Raw genomic sequence first — 18027 nt, forward strand, 5'->3', positions numbered from 1 at the left:
ACTCGCCACCTTCGACGCCGCGACGCCGGGCGTCCGGGCGGGGTCGTGGGGGCGGGGGCTGCGCTGTGGATAAGGCTAGGCTAACCTAAATTGTGATGGCGTCCCGCTTCGGGGCCATCGTACGAAACCCCCGAAACGGAACGTGCCATGCGCTTGAATCATCTGTCCCGACGACGTCTGCTGTCCGCGAGCGGCGCGCTGCTGCTCGGTGCGTCGCTGCTCACCGCGTGCGGTGGCGAGGACGGCGCCGGGACCGGGAACGACTCCGGCGCCTGGACGTTCACCGACGACCGCGGCACGAAGGTCGAGCTGAAGCAGCGGCCGCAGCGGATCGTCGCCTATGTCGGCGCCGCCGCCGCGCTGCACGACTTCGGCGTGCGGGAGCAGATCGTCGGCGTGTACGGGCCCGCGAAGCTCAAGGACGGCTCGCCCGACCCGCAGATCGGGAACGTCGACCCGAACAAGGTCACGATCATCGGCAACGCCTACGGCGAGTTCAACATCGAGAAGTACGCGTCGCTGCGCCCCGAACTGCTGATCGACAACAGCTACACTCCGCCGGACCTCTTTTATGTCCCCGCGGACAGCAAGGACAAGATCTTCAAGCTGGCGCCGAGCATCGGCATCGCCGCCGGGGCCGTCCCGCTGAACAAGCCGATCGAGCGGTACGCGGAGCTGGCCAAGGCGCTCGGGGCGGACACCGAGTCGGCCGAGGTGAAGGCCGCCAAGGCGCGGTTCGACAAGGCCACCGAGGACCTGAAGGCCGCCGCCAAGGAGAACCCGGGCATCAAGGTGCTGGCGTCGGCGGCGACCGCCGACCTGTTCTACGCCTCCAACCCGGCCAAGAACACCGACCTCATCTTCTTCAAGTCCCTCGGCGTCGACCTGATCACGCCGGACAAGGTCGACGAGCAGGGCTACTTCGAGAACCTGTCCTGGGAGAACGCCGGCAAGTACAAGGCCGACATCGTCTTCCTGGACGCCCGGACGCAGTCGCTCCAGCCCAAGGACCTCGGCGGCAAGCCGTCCTGGAAGGACCTGCCCGCCGTGAAGGCCGGCCAGGTCGTCCCGTGGCACGCCGAGCCGCGCTTCTCCTACGCGGGCAGCGCCCCGCTGCTGGAGGACCTCGCCAAGGCCATCCGGTCCGCCAAGAAGGTCTCCTAGGAGCCCCCGCATGACGGAGTACGTGTTCCTCGACCTGCGCGTGACGCGGGTGGCGCGGCTGTCGCCGACGATGCTGCGCGTCACGCTCGGCGGCGACCGGGTGGACGACTTCGCCTCGGGCGGGCGGGATCAGCGGTTCAAGCTGTTCTTGCCGCATCCGGGGCAGGACGCCCCGGTCGTCCCGGTCGACGCGGGTGAGGACTGGTTCGGTGCGTGGCGGGCGCTTTCCCCCGCGAACCGGGCCGTCATGCGGACGTACACGGCCCGCGACCAGCGCCCCGGCGAGCTGGACGTCGACTTCGCGCTGCACGGCGAGTCGGGTCCGGCGTCGCGGTGGGCGCTGGCCGCGCAGGCCGGTGACCCGGTGACCGTGCTCGCGCCGACGTCCCGCGACAACTCGGCGATCGACTTCCGTCCGCCGCCGGAGACGAAGCGCGTGCTGCTCGCGGGCGACGAGACGGCGCTTCCGGCGATCGGCGGCATCCTGGCGGCCCTGCCCGCCGGGACCGCCGCCGACGTGTGGATCGAGGTCCCCCGCGCGGACGACCGGCAGGACCTCGCGTCCGCCGCCGACGTGACGCTCACGTGGGCGGTGCGCGGCGAGGGCGCCACGCTGGCCGAGTCGGTGCGCGCGGCGGACGTGACCGTCCCCGGCTACGCGTGGATCGCGGGCGAGTCCGGCGCGGTGAAGGCGCTGCGCCGCCACCTCGTCCAGACGCTCGGCGTGGACCGCCGCGCGGTGAAGTTCACCGGCTACTGGCGGCGCGGGGCGTCCGAGGAGGACCTGCTGGCCGAGGTCGTCGCGGGCGGCACGCCGCACCTGGAGGAGTAGTCATCCGGCGTCGATCGGCGCCGATGAGGGCAGCCCGAACGCCGTGCGGGCGCGGGCGTCCAGGGCCGGGTGGCCGGGGTCGCGCAGCGCCGCGTCCGCCCCGGCCCCGGTGAACATCGCGCGGACGGACGCGGCGTGGCCCGCGCCGTCCTCGGCCTCCTCGACGCGCACGACCTCGCCGTCCCGGACGTGGGCGACCAGCGGCGTCGCGACGCCCGTGCCGCGCGCCAGCCCGGCACCGCGCGGCGCGAACTCCTCGCAGTGCGCGTGCACCCCGGCGCGGGTGAACCCGGCCCGCTCCCGCGCCTCGATGAGCCGCACCGAGCACAGCACGCGGGCCCCGGGCGTCTCCTCCAGCACCCCGCCGACGATCCCGCGTTCCTCCAGATGCGCCCGCACCACGGGCGTCACCCGCTCCCGCACGTCCGCCGCGACCTCCGGCCCGCCCTGCGGCCACAGCCACGCCGCCCCACCGGCGACGCCCGCCGCAACGGCGATTCCCCCCGCGACCAGCACATTCCTACGCACCCGCGTACTTTAACCCGTTCAAGATCGTTTCGTGGGCCGTCAGGACGGGGCGACGGGAGCGCCGGGAGGGAGACCGAAGACGGTACGGGCGCGGTCGTGGAGCGTGGGGCTCGGGGCGGGCGGGGCGGCGTGCGGATCGGCGGACGCCGGGCCGGTCAGCAGCGTGTCGACGGCGGGCGGCAGGGGCTTCGCGACGCCCGCGACGCGCCAGGCGCCGCCCGTGGAGCGGAGGGAGACGCGCAGGGCGCCGTCGTGCACGGCGACGACCTGGAGCGTGCCGTCCGCCGCGCGCAACCGTTCGCAGTGCGCGTGGACGGCCGCGATCAGCGTCTTCGCGCGGCGGCGCGCGTCGAGGAGGTGCACGGCGCAGAACGTCCGCTCCCCCGGCGTCGCGTTCGCCTCCAGGTGCCGTTCGACCAGCGGCACGATCCGCGCGCGTACGGCGGGCTCGACCTCCGCGGGCCGCTCCCGCCACACGGGGACGGCCCCGCCCAGCGCGACCGTGGCGGCGACGGCCCCCGCGATGCCGACACGCCGACGTGTGATCACGTCACCTATTGTAGTTGCTACATAACTCTATGTATCGATCGGGTGTCAGGCCCCCTGCGTCTTGTCCACGACGTTGACCAGGTCGCGGCCCGCGACGAACCGAGCCGCGTTCTCCCGCAGGACGGCGTACCGGCGTTCCGCCGCGTGCGGCCCGACGCCCGCGACGTGCGGGGTGATCAGCACGTCGTGCCGCGCCCACAGCGGGTCTCCGGCGGGCAGGGGCTCCTCGGCGAACACGTCGAGCGCGGCGCCGCGCAGCGGCCCGTCGTCGAGCGCGGCGGTCAGCGCGCCGAGGTCGACGACGGGACCGCGCCCGACGTTGACGAAGAACGCCCCCGGCTTGCACCGCGCGAACCGCGCGGCGTCGAACATCCCCTCGGTCCGCGGCGTGTGCGGCACGGTGACGACGACGAGATCGGCCCCGGGCAGCAGCGCGTCCATGGCCTCGGCGTGCCACAGCTCCGCGAACCCCTCGGGCGGGCCGTCGCGCCGCGCGTCCGTCCCGACGACCTCGGCCCCGAACACGGCGAGCTGCCGCCCGATCTCGGCCCCGAGCGCCCCCACCCCGACGACCAGCGCCCGCGCCTCCGACAGGGCGAGCACGGCTGCGTCCCCCCGCTCAGGCGCCCACCGCCCCGCGTCCTGGTCCCGCACGTACTTCGGCAGCCCCCGCGCCAGCGCAAGAACAAGCGCCATCGCGTGCGCGCTCACATGATCGGTATAGGTGTCCCGCATGTTCGTCACGACGACATCGGACTCCACCAGCCCCCGATGAAAGAACCCCGGCGCGGGCCCCGCCACCGGCGCCTGCACCCACCGCAACCGCTCCGCGACCGCGAACAACTCGGGCCCCACCTCCCCGAACGCCGCCTCGGCCCCCGCCAGCTGTTCCCGGGCTTCCTGCCGCGACCCGGGCCGCACCACCCGCAGCCCCGCCACCTCGGCTTCCAGCCGCTCCGGCCACCCTGCCGTCTCCTCATCCTGCGGCGGCACCATCACCAACGTCACCATGATCCCTCCCCCCATGACCATGTTTCCCGCCCCACCAAGCGGTAGACCTGGCCCCGTCTCACGGCGGCAACGCAGAAGCGGAACGCACCGAGTCCGCCGACATGGAAACATGTTCCATTCGCCGGAAAGGGGCCGACCGTGACGACCGTGGTGATTCAGCCGTCCACCGGAAATGCCGCCTCGCGGCGGCGATGGAGCGACACCATCGAGCAGGGGGTGCGCTTCCTCGGCGAATCCCGCGAACGTCACCTGACCGAAGCGCAAGTACGCGCGCTGCGTGCGCTCCACCCGAGTGGTCATGCCCGCTTCTGGGGCGGACGGCCGACCCAGACCTCCAACCTGGCGCGAACCAGGCCCGGCGACGTCGTCCTGTTCACCGGCCAGAAACGCGTCCACGCCGTCGGCGAGATGGGTTACCTGTTCACCAATGTCGCCTTCGCCGACACACTGTGGGAACCGGATCCGGCGAAGGGAGGCTGGGACAACGTCTACAGCCTCGCCGCCTTCACGCCGACCGACATCCCCTACACCGAGATATGGGATCTGCCGGGCTTCAACGCCGGGGACAACTTCATGGGCCTGCGCATCCTGACCGGGGAGAAGGCGACGACGATCCTCGAAGGACTCGCCATCACGACCACCGCGGACAGGCTGCGCGATCGTGCCGAGGAGACGCGGACCGCCACGGCCCTGACCCAAGGAACCGCGGTGGTACCCATGGAGAGAATCCACACCACCGCGACGAGTTATCGTTCTCCCGTCGAGGAGATCGTCGTCAGCCGGACCGAGGCGCTGCTGGTCCGCGCCTACGTCGACAGCCTCGACGGCGTGGAGACGCGGCGCCTGCGGACCCCCGCCGGGCTCACCGACATCCACCTCCGAGGTCCCGACGGCACGGAGATCATCGAGGCCAAGCGCGGCGCCGACCACCGCTTCGTCCGGGAAGCGCTGGGCCAGCTGCTGGACTATGCCCCGCACAGCCCGGCCCCTGCCGACCGTCTCTCAGCCCTCCTCCCGGCCCGTCCCGCATCGGCCGATGTCGCGCTCCTGCACCGCTACGGCATCGACTGCATCTTCCGGACCCCCACCGGTGGCTTCTCCCGCCTGCCCGCACCCGCGGCGTCGCGGGACCGCATGCGTGCGGTCTGGACGCGCTGACAGGGTCGAATCAAGGAGGTGTCGGCATCGGCTGAACTCGGTCGGACCTGTCGCGCTCCCTCGGGCCGGGAACTCGTCAGCTGGCCGGGCGCGCTCAACGGTGCGCGAAAGGGTTCGTGGATGCGCTAATCTAAACGTGCTGCCGGGGACGGAAGACCTCGGTGCGGAGCACGGTCCCGCGTAGCTCAATCGGCAGAGCAGCCGGCTGTTAACCGGCAGGTTAGTGGTTCGAGTCCACTCGCGGGAGCCGCAAGGAAGGCCCGTCCCTCGTGCAGGGGCGGGCCTTCGTCGTGCCGGGGGTCACGCCGGTTTGACGGCGATGCCCGCGAGGGGGCGGATCTGGGGTGCCGGGCCGACCTGCTCGGTCTCCGGGCGCCACTCGGGCGACGGGACCAGGCCCGGGTCGAGGAGGTCCAGGTCGCCGAAGAAGCCGAGGATCTGCGCGCGGTCGCGGAGCCTGTACGGGACGGAACCGCCCTCGTCGTAGTCGTCCTGCGCCTGGACGAACTCGGGCGAGACGACGTCGTAGCCGTCGCAGATGACCAGGTGGCTGCCCGGCGCCAGGCCGTCCACGAGCGCGCGCACCAGGGTGCGGACCTCGTCGTCGTCGGTGATGTGGCCGAGGACGCCCATGAAGGTGAGGCCGACCGGCCGGTCGAGGTCGAGGGTGCGCGCCGCGGCCTCCAGGATGACGTCCGGCCGCCGCAGGTCCGCGTCGACGAAGTCGGTCGTGCCCTGCGGAGTGCTGGTGAGCAGCGCGTGCGCGTGTGTCAGCACCAGCGGGTCGTTGTCGACGTAGACGATCTTGGCGTCGGGCGCGATGCGCTGCGCGACCTCGTGCGTGTTGTCGACCGTGGGCAGGCCCGTGCCGAGGTCGAGGAACTGGCGGAGTCCCGCGTCCGCCGCCATGTAGCGGACGGACCGTTTCAGGAACTCGCGCGTCAGCCGGGCGATGTCGAGGATGCCGGGGAATGTGCGGACGTACTGGTCACCGGCGGCCTGGTCGACGGGAAAGTTGTCCTTGCCGCCGAGCCAGTAGTTCCAGATCCGGGCCGAATGCGGAACCGACGTGTCGATCTCGGTCAGTTCCCTTTCGGCTCGCTGCCAGGCGTATCCGTCGTCGGACACATGATCTCCTTCGCGTGCCGGGGGGAATGCACGCTCTCCATCTTCGGCCGCCATTCGGGGACGGGCAACCCCCGGCGGCGGCAGATGTCGCTCACATGCCGCCGATCAACCGCCGGATGATGGCGCGCGATTCCCGGGGCCGGTACGCGGCGATCGCCAGATCGCCGAACTGCTTGAGGTAGGTCGCGCGCAGCTTGGGGTCGTCGGGATACAGCGCGCCGCCCGCCTCCTCCAGGTAGACGGTGTCCGGAAGGCTCTGGTGGCGGAACCGGAGCACGGTGATCGGCCCGCTCGCCAGGCGCGCCGCGCGGCACTGCGCGGGGACGATCTGGATCGGCATCCGCGCCGCGACGTCGAAGAGATGCCGTAGCTGCCGTTTCATGACGGCCGAATCCGCCACCGGGTTCCACAGCGCCAGTTCGTTGATGAGCGCCCAGACGCGGCGGTCCTCGTGCGGCAGGAGCTGCTGCCGCAGCACGCAGAGTTCCACGCGCCGCGCGATCTCCGCCCGGGTGGCCCCGGGATTGCGGAGACGCGCCACAGCGGCGGCGTAGTCGGGGGTCTGGAGCAGGTCCGGGAAGTACAGGTCGGCGTAGCAGCGGACGTCGCCGCACAGCGGCTCCATGTTGAGATACCGCGAGAAACGGGGCGCGACCAGGTCGGCGTATCCGGCCCACCAGGTCGAGGACGGATCGGCCACCGCCGGGTCGTGCGGGGAGGGCTCCCGCCGCGTCCCGGCGCCGTCCGGCCGCTCCCCCAGCCGGCGGAGCTTCGCCTCGGTGGCCTCGTACGCCGCCTCCCATTCGGCGAGGGTGCCGATCCGGGCGGGATCGACCCTGTTCTGCGCGGCCGCCGCGTTCAGGAAAGCCCAGAGGTTCGTCACCCAGGTCCAGCTCGGCAGCCGGTGCCGGCTCCCGCGCACGTGGTCGTGCAGCGTCGACTTCCGGATGGCCTGGAGCGGCACGCCGTGCGCCCCGGCCTTTCCCTGGAGTTCGACGGAAAGCCGTTCGGCCGTCGCGAAGTTGACCTTCGCGCGGGCGATCGCGTTCTCCAGATACTCACGGAATTCAGCGAGGATCGCGGCGCGCTCTTCGTCCATGCGGCACCTCTGCTCGGACCGGTGGGAACGGGGAGGCGCAATAGTAGCGGAACAGGAGAGCCCTGGCGAACTGTAACATTTGACACATTCCTGGGGGCGGGCAAGCGGCCTAAAGAGGGCGACATCGCGCGCGTCGAAGATCAACTTTCCGGATTCGTCCGAATGTCCAGGAAGTGACTCCACGGTCCTCCGCCGGGCCCCACGATTCGTTCTGTCGTCATCGTCCGCCCAGGGAGGAAATCCCGTGCTGCCCACACTGCCGGAGTTCGACGCCGACGAGGCGTACTGGCGTGAGGTGGCCCGGCTGCTGTTCGGCGCCTGGGCCGCCCGCACCGGGCGGACGCTGCCGCACGTACCGGTGTCGCACCTTGAGCGCGGGCAGCTCGAGCGGTTCTGGTGCGACGACAGGCTCGAAGAACACCACGAAGTGAGGAACGAGAGAATGCACACCTCCCTGGCCGCCGTCGACATCATCGGCTTCGGCGCCCAGCCCCGCGACGCCGACCTGCGCCGCCGGCTGCGCGCCACGATGTACGGGCTGCTCCGCGACGCCCTGAACATCACGGGCCTGCCGCTCGACCGCTGCTACCGCGAGGACCGCGGCGACGGCGCGCTCATCGTGTTCCCGGCGGGCACCGACCCGGTGTTCCTGCTGGACCCGCTCGCCCACCACCTGGCCGCCGTCGTGCGGCGTGAGAACCGGTACGCGGGCCAGCACTCCCGGCTGCGCCTGCGGCTGGCCGTGCACCACGGCCACGTCGTGCACGACGAGCACGGCGTCACCGGCGACACGTCGCTGGAACTGTTCCGGCTGCTGGACGCGCGTTCGTTCAAGGCCGTGTTCGAGGGACGGCCCGACGCCGAGGTGGGACTGATCGTCCCGGACCGGCTGTTCGTCGAGACGACCGGCCGGGGCGGCCTGATCACCCCGGAGGCGTACCAGGAGATCCGCGTCATCTCCAAGGGGACGCGGATCAAGGCCCGCGTCTGGCTGCCCCCGGCGCACGGGCACGGGAAGGCCGCCTGACGGCGGCGCGGACGACGGCACCGGGCGCGGTGGGCCGCCCGGTGCCCGGACACGGGCCGAACGCGTCGGTGTCGCGAGGGTTGAGATCGGTGGCGGGGGTAGGGAGGTTGCCGATCCCATCCGTATCGACCCCGGGAGTAGAGATGAAGCTTCGGGCCGGATTCTTCGTTGGTGCCGCAGTCGGCTACGTCCTCGGGACGAAGGCCGGGCGTGAGCGGTACGAGCAGATCAAGCAGGCGGGCCAGCGGTTCTCGGAGAACCCCGCGGTGAAGGAGAAGGCCGAGGTGCTCAAGGCACGCGGCACGGACCTCGCCGGGACCGCCAAGGTGAAGGCCGAGGGGCTGGCCGACACGGCGAAGGAGAAGCTGCCCGAGAAGGTGCCGGGCAGCGCCAAGAAGGACGGCCTGGCGGCCGACCCGAACTCCGTCGCCTCCACGCCGCCGGTGCCGCCCGCCGCGCGCTGACGCGACCGCTTTTCCGAACGGCCCGCCACGGCGGGCCGTTCGTGCGTTCTACAGGCCCGTCTGCTCGCGCAGCCCGGCCAGGATCTGCTCGGCCTCGGCGCGCAGCGCCGGGTCGGACGGGTCGGTGCCCGCCTCGAAGACGAGCGTCCAGCGGACGGTCCCGCCCGCCGGGGCGCGGCGCGCGGCGATCCGCACGGCGCCGCCGCCGCGCAGCGGGGCCGTCTGGGACAGCACGATGGTGGACGTCACCCGCTCCTGGACGGTCTCGGGCAGCGACCGGGGGTCGGTGAGCCCGACCTGGTGCTCGGGCCCGCCGGACGACTCGCGGACGTGCAGCCGCCCGTCCCGCCAGGCGGCGTGGTCGACGCGCTCCCAGGGGATGCGGGTGAGGCCGCCGCCGGGCGTCGGCATGTGCAGGGCGAGGGACGTGGCGACGACGTACGAGCCGCCGCGCGTCGGGGCGTGGGCCAGCGGCCGCTCGCCCTTCTCCAGGACGAGGTCGCGGCGGGCGGCCGACGGCAGCCGGGTGAGGCGCATACAGGCCACCGTAGGCGATCAGGCGGCGCGGAACGCCCGCCGGGAGGCCAGCAGGTCCAGGACGAGGGCCGCCGACGCGGCGTAGTCGTGGCTGCCCCGGCCCGTCCCGTCGAAGGGGTCGAAGAACTCGCGGAAGCCCGACTGGCGGACGAGGCGGAGCGTCGAGCCGTACAGCAGGTCGGCGATGACGGCGAGGCCGTGCGCGCGGGCTCCCGTCCACAGCAGCCAGTTCAGGTTGACCCAGGCGGGGCCGCGCCAGTAGGCGGTGCGGTCGAACGCGGGGGCCTGGATGTCGCAGGTCGGGACGGGGTATCCGGCGGCGCCCGCGAATCGCGACGACAGCAGCAGGTCGCCCAGGCAGCGCAGGACGGGGGCGGGCAGGTCGGGGGCGAGCAGCGGCGCGAACGCGCCGATCGTCACGACGGGCAGGTGCCGCCCGCCGCGCAGGTCGTGGGCGCGGAAGCAGCCGGTGCCGGCGTCCCAGAGCCGGTCCAGCAGGGCGTCGTGGACGCGGGCGGCGCGTTCGCGGTGCGGGACGGGGTCGGCGCCGACGATCCGCGCGATCTCGGCGAGGGCGTGCGCGGACGCCAGGTAGGCGGAGTTGACGAGCGGGTCCTGGACGGCGAAGGGGTGGTCGTCGCGCAGGTGGCCGGGCGCGTATCCGGCGTCCCGGTGGAGGCGGGCGAGCCAGTGGTACCGGTCGTAGTCCTCGCCGGTGGGCGGGGTGCGGGGCGGGCGGCGCGCCGCGTAGGCGGCGCGCGGCGGTTCCAGTGCGCCGAGCGGACGGTCCCACACCGGGCTGTTGTCCTGCCCGGACTCCCACGGGTGGCAGATCGCGACGAGCCCGCTGCCGTCCAGGTCGCGGTCGCGGGCCAGGTAGTCGTGCTGCGCGGCCAGCGCCGGGTACAGGTGCGCGAGGAACGCGCGGGTGCGGTCGGTGTCGCGGGCGGCGGTGTGCAGGCGCAGCGCGGCGACGGCGTGCAGCGGCGGCGGCGTCAGCCCGGACGTGGCGACGCGCGGCGCGCGCGGCTGCCGGTCGCTGCGCCACAGGGCGGGGCCGGGGAAGTAGGCGTGGCGCGGGTGGACGGCGTCGAAGACCAGGTGCGGGAGCATCCCGTCCGCCCACTGGCCCGCGAACAGCGACGTCAGCTCGCGTTCGGCGCGGCCGGGCCGGTGCCGGGCCAGGCCGACGCTGGTGAAGACGGCGTCCCAGCCCCACTGGTGCGGGTACAGGCCGGGTGACGGCGCGGTCGCCGTTCCCGTCCAGCCCGCGTCGAGCACGCGTGCCGCGGCCTGCCAGAGCGCCGTCTCGTCGCCGGTCAGCCGGGCGTTCAATGCATCCCCGATCGCGTTCTCCGTCCTTGACGCGATTGTCGCTGCATCGGGCGGCTTGGGCGAGCCCTGGCGGCTCGTCTGTTTCCTCCCACGGCGCGGGCGCGGGCGGTAACTACTCCACGGCGCCCGCGCGCCTGCGGAACCAGCGCGTGATCTCGATGCCCGCGTGCACACCGGACGCCGCCGTGACGTCCGCCCCGGCGAACCCGGTGTCGTGGAGTTCGCCGTGCGCGGGCCGGACGGCGTGGTCGGCGGCCTCCAGCAGGTCGCGGTCGAGCAGCGAGTCCCCGGCGGCCAGCAGGGTCGTCGCGCCGGTGCGGGCGGCGACCTCGCGGGCGGCGGCGGCCTTGGTCAGCCCGGCGGGCAGGCAGTAGACCTTGCGGCCCTGCAACGACGTGCGCCAGTTGCGCTCCGCGCACCAGCCGGTGAGGTCGGCCAGCCAGCCGTCGGGCAGCGCGGCGCGGTCGACGACGGCGTAGGCGAACAGGTCGGCGGCGGTGCGGCGGGACAGCACGAAGTCGCCGGCGGCCGCCATCCGCTCGGCGATCTCGGCGAGCGGCGCGGCGCCCTCGGCGGCGGCGCTCCGGACGGCCGCCGACCAGCCGGGGTCGTCCGCGCCGTCCACGAGCAGGTGCCCGCCGTTGGCGCAGATGGCGTAGCGCGGCGGGCGGCGCAGCAGGTGGACGCGGGCGTACTGCTCGGGCGTCCGCGTCGTGACGGGCACGAACACGGTCTCGTCCGCCAGCGCCTCCAGTTCGGCGGCGGCGTCCTCCAGCACGTACGACAGCGGGGCGTTCCGGTACGTCTCGACGCAGAGCAGGCGGGGCGCGGCGGCGTCCGGGCCGGTCAGCCCGAGCGCGTTCGCCGAGTAGATCAGCGTCCGGTCGAGGTCGGAGCAGACGAGGACGGTCACTGGACGGCACCCCCGCTAAAACGCGGGTGGATCAGGCCCGCGCACGAGTACGGCAGGGCGTCCGGCGCCACCTCGACCACCGGGACGTCGCGTTCCTTGGCCAGCAGGCGGATGTGGGCCAGGTCGTCGCCCGCGTCCGCGCGGGCCAGCACCTTCCACGGGACGCGGCGCAGCAGCACCCGGGTCGTCTCCCCCACGCCCGGTTTGATGAGGTTCAGGTCGTCCACGCCGTGCTCGGCGCCGACGCGGCGGACGGCCTCCCAGCCCGACCAGGTCGGGGCGCGGTCGGCGGCGCGCAGCGCCGGGAGGTCCCGGCGCACCGCGTCCGCGACGTCCGCGAAGCGGGACGACACCGCGTCCAGGAACACGTTCGAGACGTCGCCGGGGGCGAGGTCGGCGTAGAACTTCGCGCCGTGGAAGTCGCCCGGCCCGATCAGGTCGCGGTTGAGGACGGTCCGGCTCACCAGCCCCGACACCGTCGAGTTCAGGCACGCCGACGGGATCAGGAAGTCGTCGCGGGTGCCGTGCAGCGCGGTGCAGTGGCCGGGGTCGGCGAGGACGGCCAGATCGGACGGGAACGGGGTGCCGCGCAGCGCGTCGGTGAGTTCGCGGGCGATGGCGCCCTTGCCGGTCCAGCCGTCGACGAACACGACCGACGCGGGGTCGTGGCGGGCCGCCAGGTACGCCAGCGCGACCGTGTCGATGCCGCGCGCCCGCACGATGCTCACCGCGTAGTGCGGCAGTTCCAGGCCGTGCGCGAAGCGCGCCCAGCGCCGGGCCAGCACGCCGACGGGCGTCCCGGCGCGGGCCAGCGACACCAGCACCGCGTCCGCGCCGCGCTCGGCGAGGACGAGTTCGGTCATCAGCCCGGCCGCGTGCGCGAGCCGGGCCGCCGACGCGTCCAGCGCCTCGTGGAACAGCCGCCGGTAGGCGGGTCCGGGCTGGTACTCGATGGGCAGCGACTCGGCGTAGTGGGCGCGGCCCGTCTGGATCGCGGCCTCGCGCTCGGCGACGGGCGCCTCCAGCCGCGCGCCGGACAGGTCGGTGAGCAGCCAGGCCACCTCGTCGGCGGCGTAGCTGCCGAACGCCGGGCCGCGCAGCGCCTCGGGGATCGTCACGCGGGGGGCCTCCCGTCGGGGATCGCGGCCAGGACGACCGGCGCCAGCGCGCGCAGCCGCTCCAGCAGGCCGTCGGTGAGGGCGGGGGTGTCGGCGGGGGCGTCCACGACGAGGACGATCGCGTCGAACGCGCGGGACGCGTCGGCGCCGGGGGCGACGTTGTAGGCGTACCGGTCGCCGGGGCCGTCGGCCGGGTCGTCGTGGGAAAGGAAGGTCAGGCGGGTGCGGATGGCGTAGCCGGGGTCGTCGACGGCGAGCACCGGGGAGCGCGTCGTCGTGGAGTAGCGCACCCGGGCGTCGGGCAGCGCGTCGGCCAGCGCCTCGGCCAGCCGCAGCGGCGCGTACATCAGCTCCTCGCAGCCCAGCACGAGCACGCGCCGCGCCGCCGGGGGCAGCGCCGCCGCGAGCACCGCCGCCATCCGGGGCAGCTCCCGGTCGAGGCGGCGCCGGTCCTGCGGGGTGAAGCCGTGCCGGCCGCCGGACGGCAGCCCGTCCGGCCAGGCCAGGTCGACGCGGCCCGCGCCGTGGTCGGCGGACGGCACCGGCGGCTGCGGCAGCGCGGACAGCTCGGCGACGACGCGCTGCCCCGACGTCAGCACGCCCGGCGGCAGCTCGACGCGGCCCGTCGCCAGCGCCACGACGTCGATGTCGGCGCCCAGCTCGGCGGCCAGGTTCCGCATCCGGACGCGGTCGGCCTCCGACCGCACGTCCACGAGCGTCGCCACCACGTAGCGGGCGCGCGGATGGGTGGCGTGCAGGGCGCGGAGCGTGTTGCACGCCGTGGTGCCGGTGGACAGCTCGTCGTCGACGAGCACCAGCGGCACGTCCCGTGACACGGCGGCCGGGTCGGACGGCAGCAGCAGGTGCCCGGTCGCGTGGCTGTGCTCCTCCTCGAACGCCCCGTACGGGGTCAGGCCGGGCACCGGGCGCCGCGTCGAGTGCAGGTACCAGGCGCCGCCGAGCGCGTCCGCCACCGAGTGGCCGAGCGCGGTGGCCGTCTCGGCGTAGCCGACGACGACGGCGTCCACCGCGCCGCGCGGCTCGCGCATCCGGTCGCGCAGCGCGCGCACCGCGCCGTGCGTGCCGTGGACCGCGTTGCCCAGCAGCGGGCCGTGCCCGGCGCCGGGCAGCGCCGGGGCGCGGCCCCGCAGCCGCAGCCGCACCAGCTCCCCCAGCAGCAGCCCGGCGCCGTGCACCAGGCGCGGGTCGGTCGGGACGTGCTTGCCGAGCACGGTCGAGACGAGCAGGTGCGCGCGGCGCGGGTTGCGCCGCACCGCGAGCCCGACGAGCGCGCCCAGCCGCACGCCGCCCGGCGCGTCGCCGTCCACGACCCGGACGCCGAGCCGCGCCCCGACCCAGGCCGCGGGCGCGCTCACCGCGCCCCCGCGGCTTCGAGCAGTTCCACGAACGTGACCCCTTCCGCCGCGACCCCGAACACCCGCGCGCGGAGCATCAGCCGCTCCGCCCACGCGCGGTGGGGCTTGGCCTCGTTCATCTTGTTGGCGTAGGAGCTGGCCATCGCGCCGCCGCCCGCCACCCCGAGGATGTCGGCGGCGTCGCAGTACTCCTCGTGCGTGACGACCGAGAGCGCGTGGACGGCCGCGACGTGCGTCGGGTGGATGACCGTCTTGCCCGTCAGGCCGTTGGCCTTGTCCAGGTGGACCTCGCGGAGCAGGCCGTCCAGGTCCGAGCCGATGAGCCGCTGGCGCAGCGGCACCGCCCGCTGCGCCTGGAACGGTGCCTCGCGGAGCTGCGGCTTGAAGATCCGCTCCCCCGCCGAGAAGTACTCCCAGACCGGGCCGGTCACGACGAAGCCGGTGCCGTCGGCGCGGCCCAGCACGTTGACGACGTCGGAGATCGCGCCCGCGACCGGGCCGATGTCGTAGATCGTCAGGTCCGGCGGGCGGCGCAGCCCGTAGGCGGCCGACAGGTCCGTGGCGCCGATCCGGACGGCGAGCACGTGCTCGCGGTGCTTGCCCAGCAGCGCCGCGACGTCGCGCAGCAGCGGCGCGCGCGTCTCGGCGTGCACGGCGTCGCGGCTCTCGATCACCGGCATCGCCAGCAGCCGCCGGCCGGTCCGCGCCCGCGTCTCGGCGAGGGCGTCCAGGAACGCTCCACCGGTCTCGGCGGTGAACTTCGGCAGGACGAACCCGGTCAGCAGCCCGGCGGCGGCGCCGAGCCGGTCGACCAGGTCACCGATCTGGTGCGGCGCGCGGACCCGGACGAACAGCAGCGGCGCGGGCCCGCCCTCGGCGTGCAGGCGGGTGAGCTGCGTGACGGCGTTCCGCTCGGCGGCGGGCACGTCGGCGTCGGCGATGGAGTCCTCCAGGCACACCACCAGGCTCCGCACGCCCCGCGCCGCCGCCTTGGCGACGTCCTCGGCCAGCCGCGGCCGGACCGCCGGGGTGTAGAGCGTGGCGCCGAGCGCGACGGCCAGGACGGCCGGGTCGTCGTGCCGGTCGAAGCCGCGGGGATGCCGGTAGAACAGGTGCTTACGCAGCGCCGTGTCAATCTGGTCAAAGTGCCGCATGCACGTACGATCCCCCCAAGAACCACCTTAACGCCTACACACCGATGGGCCCCGGCGGCACCGGGGCCCATCGGTTCAGCGCGTCCTCACACCCCGGACGGGTGCAGTTCCACTTCGCCGGTCTCCTCGTCGCCCGAACGCCGGTTGCGGACAAGCGAGCTGACGAACGCCGCGATGATCAGGCCCGCGCCCAGCCCGCCGGTGATCCACTCCGGCACGTGGCTGCCGATGCCGATGAGCATGCAGACCGACAGGGCGCCGATCGCCCAGTGGGCGCCGTGCTCCAGGTAGACGTACTCGTGCAGCGTGCCCTTGCGGACCAGGAACACCGTCAGCGAACGGATGTACATCGCGCCGACGCCCAGGCCGATCGCGATGATGATCGGGTCGCTGCTGATGGCGAACGCGCCGATGACGCCGTCGAACGAGAACGACGCGTCCAGCACCTCCAGGTACAGGAACAGGAAGAACCCGGCCTTGCCCGTCGCCTTGGCCAGACCGGACGGGCCGCCGCTGGTCAGGCCGCCGCCGCGCTTGCGGGGCGCGGCCTCCTCCGCGTCGTCGCCGAGGCCGCCGACCTCGGAGAACAGCTCGCCGAGCCCGTTCACCAGGATGTAGGTGATCAGGCCGAGGACGCCGGCCGTCATCACCGTGCCCGGCTCGTCCGCCCACAGGGAGGCCACGATCGCCAGCGCGCCCGCCGCGACGACCACCGCGAGCTGGTCGAGCCGGCCCAGCAGCGCCAGCGGCTTCTCCAGCCACGTCAGCCAGTGCTCGTCACGCTCGGCGAAGACCCAGTTCAGGAACAGCATCATCAGGAACATGCCGCCGAACGCCGCGATCGTCGGATACGCGCCGTCCATCAGGTCGTGGTAGCGCTCCTGGTCGTTCAGCGCCAGTTCCAGCGCCTCGATCGGGCCGACGCTCGCCGTGATCGCCACGATGACCAGCGGGAAGACCAGCCGCATGCCGAACACCGCGATCGCGATGCCGATCGTGAGGAAGATCTTCTGCCAGAACTCCGACATGCGGTCGAGGACCCTGGCGTTCACGACCGCGTTGTCGAACGACAGCGAGATCTCCAGGATGGACAGCACCGCGACCAGTGCGAGCGCCTCCCACGATCCGTAGACGAATCCGAGGATCAGTCCGAGGATCGTGATGGCGAAGGACCACCCGAAGGTGCGAAATATCATGCGCCTGTTTCTGCTTCAGAGGGGGAGCGGGCGGGGTGAGTGAGAGCGGTCAGCCGACGTTGACGCCGAAGTCCATGGCGATCCCGGCGAGGCCGGAGGCGTAGCCCTGGCCGACGGCGCGGAACTTCCACTCGCCGCCGTGCCGGTACAGCTCGCCGAACACCATGGCCGTCTCGGTCGAGGCGTCCTCCGACAGGTCGAACCTGGCCAGTTCGTTGCCGTCGGCGCGGTTGACGATCCGGATGAACGCGTTGCGGACCTGGCCGAAGCTCTGGCCGCGGTTGTCGGCGTCGTAGATCGACACCGGGAACACGACGCGCTCGCACTGGGCGGGCACCTCGGTGAGCGTGACGTTGATGGACTCGTCGTCGCCCTCGCCCTCACCGGTCAGGTTGTCGCCGGTGTGCTCGACCGAGCCGTCGGGGCTCTTGAGGTTGTTGAAGAAGACGAAGTGCTGGTCGGAGATGACCTTGCCGGTTCCGTCCAGCAGCAGCGCCGAGGCGTCCAGGTCGAAGTCGGCGCCGGTCGTCGCCCGGACGTCCCAGCCGAGCCCGACCGAGACCGCGGTCAGGTTCGGCGCGGCCTTGGTGAGCGAGACGTTGCCGCCTTTGGCGAGCGATACTCCCATTCGGCTTCTCCTGTCGCTTCTCGTGGTGGTTCTAGAGGTTGACGCCGAAGTCGCTCGCGATTCCGGCCAGACCCGAGGCGTACCCCTGGCCGACCGCGCGGAACTTCCACTCGTCGCCGTTGCGGTACAGCTCGCCGAAGACCATGGCGGTCTCGGTGGAGGCGTCCTCGGAGAGGTCGTAGCGGGCCAGCTCGGAGCCGTCGCCCTGGTTCACGACGCGGATGAACGCGTTGCGGACCTGGCCGAAGTTCTGGCTGCGGGCGTCGGCGTCGTAGACCGAGACGGCGAAGGCGACCCGCTCGGCGGTGTCCGGCAGGGCGCTGAAGTTCACCTTGATCTGCTCGTCGTCGCCGTCGCCCGCGCCGGTGGTGTTGTCGCCGGTGTGCTCGACGCCGCCGTCCGGGGTGCGCAGGTTGTTGAAGAACACGAAGTGCTGGTCGGTGACGATCTTGCCGGTGGCGTCGAGGACGAGCGCGGAGGCGTCGAGGTCGAAGTCGGTACCGGTGGTGGTGCGCAGGTCCCAGCCGAGGCCGACGGTGACCGCGGTCAGCCCGGGAGCCTGCTTGGTGAGAGAGACGTTACCGCCCTTGGTCAGACTGACGCCCACTGGAGCCTCCATGATCGCATGCGAACGCGGACGCCGGTCGGCGCCCGCCAGTACCGACGTAGGGGCGATGCTATCCGTTCCCGATCCGGCGCCCTTTCGCGTGCGCGGAACCGAAAGGTCGCCGTGACGCTGGAAAACACCCCCCGGACGGTGCCGGTACCGTCCCCCCTGCGCGAGACTGAGGGAGCGGACGAAGGGAGAAG

General features: G+C 73.1%; 19 protein-coding genes and 1 tRNA gene. 6 read left to right on the forward strand and 14 right to left on the reverse strand.

Translation table 11 applies throughout. The features are described from left to right. Positions 1–147 precede the first annotated feature (147 nt). Both C229_RS0110185 and C229_RS0110190 read left to right on the forward strand, forming a co-directional pair. The gene (locus tag C229_RS0110185) at positions 148–1164 is read left to right on the forward strand and encodes an ABC transporter substrate-binding protein (RefSeq protein ID WP_018654967.1); all 1017 of its coding nucleotides are present in this window, start codon (positions 148–150) and stop codon (positions 1162–1164) included. A gap of 10 nt (positions 1165–1174) precedes the next feature. Then, a complete protein-coding gene (locus tag C229_RS0110190) occupies positions 1175–1996 on the forward strand; it encodes a siderophore-interacting protein (RefSeq protein WP_018654968.1) in 822 nt (273 codons plus the stop codon). On the opposite strand, the gene C229_RS30120 is transcribed toward C229_RS0110190, so the two are convergent. The 3 genes from C229_RS30120 to C229_RS0110205 are packed head-to-tail and all read right to left on the reverse strand — an operon-like array spanning position 1997 to position 4084. Continuing rightward, a complete protein-coding gene (locus C229_RS30120; protein ID WP_155884751.1) occupies positions 1997–2524 on the reverse strand; it encodes a hypothetical protein in 528 nt (175 codons plus the stop codon). Between the two features lie 39 nt (positions 2525–2563). Beyond that, positions 2564–3073 (reverse strand): hypothetical protein, encoded by a 510-nt coding sequence (locus tag C229_RS0110200; protein ID WP_018654970.1) that lies wholly within the window; start codon positions 3071–3073, stop codon positions 2564–2566. Positions 3074–3118: 45 nt separating this feature from the next. After that, positions 3119–4084: a D-2-hydroxyacid dehydrogenase gene (locus C229_RS0110205; RefSeq protein ID WP_018654971.1), complete on the reverse strand. Its 966-nt coding sequence runs from the start codon at positions 4082–4084 to the stop codon at positions 3119–3121. Between the two features lie 138 nt (positions 4085–4222). On the opposite strand from C229_RS0110205, the gene C229_RS32745 reads away from it, so the two are divergent. Together C229_RS32745 and C229_RS0110215 are read left to right on the forward strand one after the other, a co-directional pair. Next, complete coding sequence (locus tag C229_RS32745) at positions 4223–5242, forward strand: hypothetical protein (RefSeq protein ID WP_155884752.1); 1020 nt, start codon at positions 4223–4225, stop codon at positions 5240–5242. 174 nt (positions 5243–5416) lie between these two features. After that, positions 5417–5489 (forward strand) — tRNA-Asn (locus tag C229_RS0110215). A 53-nt stretch (positions 5490–5542) separates the two neighbouring features. Here C229_RS0110215 and C229_RS0110220 read toward each other — a convergent pair. Together C229_RS0110220 and C229_RS32750 are read right to left on the reverse strand one after the other, a co-directional pair. Continuing rightward, complete coding sequence (locus C229_RS0110220) at positions 5543–6370, reverse strand: SAM-dependent methyltransferase (protein ID WP_018654973.1); 828 nt, start codon at positions 6368–6370, stop codon at positions 5543–5545. A gap of 91 nt (positions 6371–6461) precedes the next feature. Beyond that, positions 6462–7469 (reverse strand): DUF5753 domain-containing protein, encoded by a 1008-nt coding sequence (locus C229_RS32750; protein ID WP_051108931.1) that lies wholly within the window; start codon positions 7467–7469, stop codon positions 6462–6464. A gap of 244 nt (positions 7470–7713) precedes the next feature. Between C229_RS32750 and C229_RS0110230 the strand changes: the two genes are divergently transcribed. Together C229_RS0110230 and C229_RS30135 are read left to right on the forward strand one after the other, a co-directional pair. Further along, on the forward strand, positions 7714–8496 hold the full coding sequence (locus C229_RS0110230) for a hypothetical protein (protein ID WP_018654974.1): 783 nt from the start codon (positions 7714–7716) through the stop codon (positions 8494–8496). Positions 8497–8639: 143 nt separating this feature from the next. Next, positions 8640–8960, forward strand: a complete 321-nt coding sequence (locus tag C229_RS30135) for a YtxH domain-containing protein (protein WP_018654975.1) — start codon at positions 8640–8642, stop codon at positions 8958–8960. Positions 8961–9008: 48 nt separating this feature from the next. Here the strand turns inward: C229_RS30135 and C229_RS0110240 are convergent, their stop codons facing one another. The 9 genes from C229_RS0110240 to C229_RS0110280 all read right to left on the reverse strand — a co-directional run bounded on the left by C229_RS0110240 (position 9009) and on the right by C229_RS0110280 (position 17824). Then, positions 9009–9497, reverse strand: a complete 489-nt coding sequence (locus C229_RS0110240; RefSeq protein WP_018654976.1) for a hypothetical protein — start codon at positions 9495–9497, stop codon at positions 9009–9011. 18 nt (positions 9498–9515) lie between these two features. After that, a complete protein-coding gene (locus C229_RS0110245; protein ID WP_018654977.1) occupies positions 9516–10832 on the reverse strand; it encodes an MGH1-like glycoside hydrolase domain-containing protein in 1317 nt (438 codons plus the stop codon). Positions 10833–10944: 112 nt separating this feature from the next. Beyond that, complete coding sequence (locus C229_RS0110250; protein WP_018654978.1) at positions 10945–11745, reverse strand: HAD family hydrolase; 801 nt, start codon at positions 11743–11745, stop codon at positions 10945–10947. After that, positions 11742–12863 (reverse strand): cysteine protease StiP family protein, encoded by a 1122-nt coding sequence (locus C229_RS34895; protein WP_018654979.1) that lies wholly within the window; start codon positions 12861–12863, stop codon positions 11742–11744. The genes C229_RS0110250 and C229_RS34895 overlap by 4 nt, the downstream gene beginning before the upstream one ends. Further along, positions 12860–14239, reverse strand: coding sequence for a phosphoribosyltransferase family protein (locus C229_RS34900; RefSeq protein ID WP_018654980.1), 1380 nt, complete (start codon positions 14237–14239; stop codon positions 12860–12862). The genes C229_RS34895 and C229_RS34900 overlap by 4 nt, the downstream gene beginning before the upstream one ends. Beyond that, on the reverse strand, positions 14236–15393 hold the full coding sequence (locus tag C229_RS0110265; RefSeq protein ID WP_018654981.1) for an HpcH/HpaI aldolase/citrate lyase family protein: 1158 nt from the start codon (positions 15391–15393) through the stop codon (positions 14236–14238). The genes C229_RS34900 and C229_RS0110265 overlap by 4 nt, the downstream gene beginning before the upstream one ends. Positions 15394–15479: 86 nt before the next feature. After that, the gene (locus C229_RS0110270; RefSeq protein WP_018654982.1) at positions 15480–16589 is read right to left on the reverse strand and encodes a DUF475 domain-containing protein; all 1110 of its coding nucleotides are present in this window, start codon (positions 16587–16589) and stop codon (positions 15480–15482) included. A 49-nt stretch (positions 16590–16638) separates the two neighbouring features. Next, a complete protein-coding gene (locus tag C229_RS0110275; protein WP_018654983.1) occupies positions 16639–17217 on the reverse strand; it encodes a TerD family protein in 579 nt (192 codons plus the stop codon). A 31-nt stretch (positions 17218–17248) separates the two neighbouring features. Next, positions 17249–17824: a TerD family protein gene (locus tag C229_RS0110280; protein WP_018654984.1), complete on the reverse strand. Its 576-nt coding sequence runs from the start codon at positions 17822–17824 to the stop codon at positions 17249–17251. Positions 17825–18027 lie beyond the last annotated feature (203 nt).

The organism is Actinomadura flavalba DSM 45200, assembly GCF_000374305.1.
GTDB lineage: Bacteria > Actinomycetota > Actinomycetes > Streptosporangiales > Streptosporangiaceae > Spirillospora > Spirillospora flavalba.

Coding starts and splice junctions, on each gene's coding strand:
- C229_RS0110275 (WP_018654983.1), bottom strand. CDS start 17,217: ATGGGAGTATCGCTCGCCAAAGGCGGCAACGTCTCGCTCACCAAGGCC.
- C229_RS0110185 (WP_018654967.1), top strand. CDS start 148: ATGCGCTTGAATCATCTGTCCCGACGACGTCTGCTGTCCGCGAGCGGC.
- C229_RS0110240 (WP_018654976.1), bottom strand. CDS start 9,497: ATGCGCCTCACCCGGCTGCCGTCGGCCGCCCGCCGCGACCTCGTCCTG.
- C229_RS0110265 (WP_018654981.1), bottom strand. CDS start 15,393: ATGCGGCACTTTGACCAGATTGACACGGCGCTGCGTAAGCACCTGTTC.
- C229_RS30135 (WP_018654975.1), top strand. CDS start 8,640: ATGAAGCTTCGGGCCGGATTCTTCGTTGGTGCCGCAGTCGGCTACGTC.
- C229_RS0110205 (WP_018654971.1), bottom strand. CDS start 4,084: ATGGTGACGTTGGTGATGGTGCCGCCGCAGGATGAGGAGACGGCAGGG.
- C229_RS0110190 (WP_018654968.1), top strand. CDS start 1,175: ATGACGGAGTACGTGTTCCTCGACCTGCGCGTGACGCGGGTGGCGCGG.
- C229_RS32750 (WP_051108931.1), bottom strand. CDS start 7,469: ATGGACGAAGAGCGCGCCGCGATCCTCGCTGAATTCCGTGAGTATCTG.
- C229_RS0110270 (WP_018654982.1), bottom strand. CDS start 16,589: ATGATATTTCGCACCTTCGGGTGGTCCTTCGCCATCACGATCCTCGGA.